At 68.4% G+C, this 2123-nt stretch carries 2 protein-coding genes; both read left to right on the forward strand.

The annotated features are described in order from the left end of the window. Positions 1 to 197: 197 nt before the first annotated feature. Positions 198 to 590: a glycine cleavage system protein GcvH gene (gene gcvH / locus QZY48_RS12835; RefSeq protein ID WP_100921048.1), complete on the forward strand. Its 393-nt coding sequence runs from the start codon at positions 198 to 200 to the stop codon at positions 588 to 590. Positions 591 to 596: 6 nt separating this feature from the next. Further along, positions 597 to 1976 (forward strand): aminomethyl-transferring glycine dehydrogenase subunit GcvPA, encoded by a 1380-nt coding sequence (gene gcvPA, locus QZY48_RS12840; RefSeq protein ID WP_295431250.1) that lies wholly within the window; start codon positions 597 to 599, stop codon positions 1974 to 1976. Positions 1977 to 2123: the final 147 nt, after the last annotated feature.

Raw genomic sequence — 2123 nt, forward strand, 5'->3', positions numbered from 1 at the left:
ACGACAACGACAACGACAACGCGGCGTTTGTGTTTGACTTGCTATTGACTCGTTAATAACGACGCCGCAGTTCGTACAATGCAAGCAACCACGATCAAGACCGACCAATACGAAATCCACCGGCGCCGCCCCCACGGGCGATGCCATTGCCACCACACAGCGATCGGCCGGCCCGCCGGCCCCACCGGGAGAGAACCATGAGCCTAGTCCCTGCTGACCTGCGTTACACCAAGAGCCACGAGTGGGTGAAGGACAACGGCGACGGTACCGTGACCGTCGGCATCACCGACCACGCCCAAGAGGCCCTGGGCGATATCGTCTTCGTCGAGACCCCCGAGGTCGGCACCGAGGTAGAGGCCGGTCAGGCCTGCGCCGTGGTCGAGTCGGTCAAGGCCGCTTCCGATATCTACGCCCCCTTGAGCGGTGAGGTTCTGGAGGCCAATACGGCCCTGGCCGACACCCCGGAGGCCATCAATCAGGGGGCCTATGATGCGGGCTGGATCTTTACCCTGCGCCTCGCCACGCCGGGCGCCTTCGGCGGCCTGCTGGACGCCGCCGGCTACCAGGCGGTGGTCGACGCGGAGGCCTGACCTGACATGCCCTTCGTACCCCATACCGACGCGGACATCGCCGCCATGCTCGGCACCATCGGCGTCGGCGCCATCGACGACCTGTTCGACGAGATCCCCGCGGAACTTCGCATCGGCGAACTCGCCGCCATCCCCACCGGGCTCGCGGAGATGGACATCGCCCGTCTGATGCAAGGTCGCGCCCGTGCCGATGGCGAGGCCGCGTGCTTCATCGGCGCCGGGGCCTATGACCACCACATCCCGGCGGCGGTGTGGCAGATCGCCGCCCGCGGCGAGTTCTACAGCGCCTACACCCCCTATCAGGCGGAGGCGAGCCAGGGCACCCTGCAACTGCTCTACGAGTTCCAGTCCATGATGACGGCCCTGACCGCCATGGAGGTCTCCAACGCCTCGCTCTACGACGGGGCCTCGGCCCTGGCGGAGGCGGTGCTGATGGCGGTGCGCGCCAACCGCAAGGCCAAGTCCAGCCGGGTGCTGGTGCCGCGCGCCCTGCACCCGGCCTATCGGCGGGCGCTGCGCGGGATCGTGGAGCCGCAGGGGATCGAGATCGTCGAGGCCCCCTTCGACCGGCACGGCGGGCACACCCCGGCGGCGACGCTCGACGGCCTGGTCGGGGACGCGGGCTTCGCGGCCGTGGTGATCAACCAGCCCAACTTCTTCGGGGTCATCGAGGACGCCGATGACCTCACCGACTGGGCCCAGGCCCATGGCGCACTGGTCATCGGCGTGGTCAACCCCACCGCGCTGGCACTCCTCAAGCCGCCGGGCGAGTGGGGCGCCAAGGGCGCGGACATTGCCTGCGGGGAGGTCCAGCCCTTGGGGATACCCCTGTCCTCGGGTGGACCCTACGCGGGTTTCCTGTGCTGCAAGAAGGACCTGGTACGCCAGATGCCCGGCCGCATCATCGGGCGCACCCTGGATCTCGACGGCAAACCCGGCTTCACCCTCACCCTGCAAGCGCGCGAGCAGCACATCCGCCGCGGCAAGGCGACCTCCAACATCTGCACCAACCAGGGCCTGCTGGTCACCGCCGCCACCATCCATCTGGCAATCCTGGGCGCCGCGGGGCTGGAGCGGGTGGCCGCCGCCTGTCACGCCAATACCAGGCAACTCGCGGCGCTGCTCTGTGCCATCCCGGGGGTCGAGCCGCTGTTCGACCGCCCGGTGTTCCACGAACAGGCCCTGCGCCTGCCGGCCCCGGTCGCGGATGTGCTAAGGTCGCTTGCCGCCGAGGACATCCTGGGCGGCTTCGACCTGGGCCAGGACTACCCGGAACTGGGGTCGGCGCTGCTGGTCTGTGCCACCGAGGTGCGCACCGCGCAGGAGATGGAGCGGTACGCGGCCCGGTTGGCGCAGATCATTGCCGCGGGGGCCCGGCCGTCATAGTGGGCATCGGTCCGCACAGCGGACCCTTGTATGCTCTGTTCCAGGGATTGACAGGGATGGTGGATACACGGATGTTGCGGAGCGTGCCCGGGAAGCCGTCGGACCCTGAAGCCTCGAGCTTGTACGTAGATTGGCTCCCCGCCCTCT

The organism is uncultured Thiodictyon sp. (assembly GCF_903828115.1).
Taxonomy (GTDB): domain Bacteria; phylum Pseudomonadota; class Gammaproteobacteria; order Chromatiales; family Chromatiaceae; genus Thiodictyon.

What these genes read in the sequence shown, in the direction of transcription:
- gcvH (WP_100921048.1), top strand. Translation starts at nt 198, where the DNA reads ATGAGCCTAGTCCCTGCTGACCTGCGTTACACCAAGAGCCACGAGTGG.
- gcvPA (WP_295431250.1), top strand. Translation starts at nt 597, where the DNA reads ATGCCCTTCGTACCCCATACCGACGCGGACATCGCCGCCATGCTCGGC.